This window comes from Monashia sp. HAY1-5C (assembly GCF_056755255.1).
The window spans coordinates 1-252 of record NZ_JBPGXG010000554.1 but is presented as its reverse complement, the minus strand read 5'-3'; the positions used below and the strand labels follow the sequence as shown (position 1 = coordinate 252).

At 62.7% G+C, this 252-nt stretch carries 1 protein-coding gene; it reads right to left on the bottom strand.

What is annotated here, in order from left to right; translation table 11 throughout:
- Window positions 1-249 (bottom strand): efflux RND transporter permease subunit (locus ACR9ZK_RS22745; protein WP_481344191.1); only part of this gene is annotated, 249 nt, incomplete at its 3' end.
- Between the last annotated feature and the right edge of the window lie 3 nt (window positions 250-252).

The following is a 252-nucleotide window of genomic DNA, read 5'->3' as shown; positions in this document are numbered from 1 at the left end:
GAATTCGGTCGGATTGTAGACGATGCGATATTCGAGGCCCTGCGGAAAATCCTGCGCCAGGCTCTGCATCGTCTTATGGATGCTTGCGGCGGCGTCAAGCGCGTTGGTGCCGGGGCGGGCAAAGATGCCGAGCGCAACCGCCGGCTTGCCGTTCAGATAGCTGTTGGTAACGTAGTCCTGCGCGCTGAGCTCGATACGCGCCACGTCCTGCAGCTGCACGAGCCGGCCGCTATCCGTCGCCTGGACGATGAC